The following is a 1,584-nucleotide window of genomic DNA, read 5'->3' on the forward strand; positions in this document are numbered from 1 at the left end:
AGTTTGTCCTATTTATCATGTGCCTCCCTATACTAAAAACTTTGATGAAAGTTGGCTTAATTCAACTGAACCTCCTTTCTGTGGATGGTCTATAGTTGATGGAGGAGACGAACCTTCCCCCGCAGTAAATACCAACGATTGGCACAGGTTCGTTTCTACAGCTCCTGCGAGAACAGTAGCTAGAGTTTACTTTTCACCAAGAGAGTGGCATGATGATTGGCTAATTTCACCTAGATTTAACTGTTCAGCATGGGGTACCTATAAGCTGTCTTTCTGGCATTATTATAATGATTACTCTACCACTGTACTTGATTCTGGAAGAGTTTTGATATCAACAGACGGAGGAAACACATGGATTACACTCATGAAGTTTTCAAATGCTGACGATTCAGGAAGAAAAACCATCGATATAAGTCATATAGTAAATAATAAAGACAATGTAAAAATTGCTTTCCATTATGTTGCATATGATGAATGGTATTGGTATATTGATGACTTTTCCTTGAGTTTTGTTCCCGACCAACAGGCACCAAATATTTCTATTATTCTAAAACCACAAAATGCATACAGGGGTCCATTTATTGTGAAAGCTTTAATAAACGATAATGCATCTGGAGTGCTTTCAGATACACTTTATTACATAGTAAACGATCAAGTTTATGTAGCACCGAGAATATCTGTCAGTGGGGATACCTTTACTTATCAGATTCCGGATTTACCGGCTGGAACTGTAGTTGATTACTACATAAGGGCAAAAGATAGAGCTTTAAATATAGCAAGCACAAGAATTATGACCTTCTGTGTTCTTGAACCATTCTCAGCGGGATTAACAGCCTATGGTGTTCCAGGAGAAAATAACGTAAAACTAAAGTGGAGTTTACCTTACGATGATTTATCCCATTACTCCTATCCTAGATACGTATGGTCTGGATGGTCACAAGGTGATATGATAGCCACAAGGTTTACTCCTCAATATCATCCTTACAAAATTGAAGCTGTTGCAATGCTCTTTTATCAATATCAAGATACTGTTGAACTTCTTGTATGGAGGGATAATGGATTAGGTTATCCTGGTGTTTTGATATACTCTGATACTGTAGAAATCAGCACACTCTACCCATACTATCAGTTCATAGATCTTTCTTCCCAGAATGTTATAATTACTTCTGGTGATTTTCATGTTGGTATCAAATGGCTTGGTGATGATAAGCCTTATATAGTTTCCGATGACACCTCCTTTACCCAGAGAAGTAAGATTAATACCGGTACAGGATTTGTTCCAGCTGGTTATGATTTTGTAATTGCCTCGTATGTTTCCTATTTGCCTCCACTTGTGTCCAGTTCTAAAGAGGGAGTTGAGATTATTCATGAAGATGTAATTATCTCTTTAAATACTTCTGGTGCTCCATTTGCAAAGCTTAAAAAGTCCTTAATTGAAAATAGGGATTCCTACAAGAAATCTAATCTATATTTAGATCTTTTTGGAATTCAACACTTTGAGATTTTGAAGTCTCAGACTTCTGGTGGTCCGTATACTTCTTTAGGAACAACTACTCAGACATACTTTGTTGATCAGGATGTCAG

Annotated in this window: 1 protein-coding gene; it reads left to right on the plus strand. The window is 36.9% G+C overall.

The window, feature by feature from the left end:
* Positions 1-1,584: choice-of-anchor J domain-containing protein (locus ABDH49_00055; GenBank protein ID MEN3045370.1), on the plus strand; the 1,584-nt coding region annotated here is incomplete at both ends.

The sequence above is a fragment of the Candidatus Hydrothermales bacterium genome (genome assembly GCA_039630235.1).
GTDB lineage: Bacteria > Hydrothermota > Hydrothermia > Hydrothermales > JAJRUZ01 > JBCNVI01.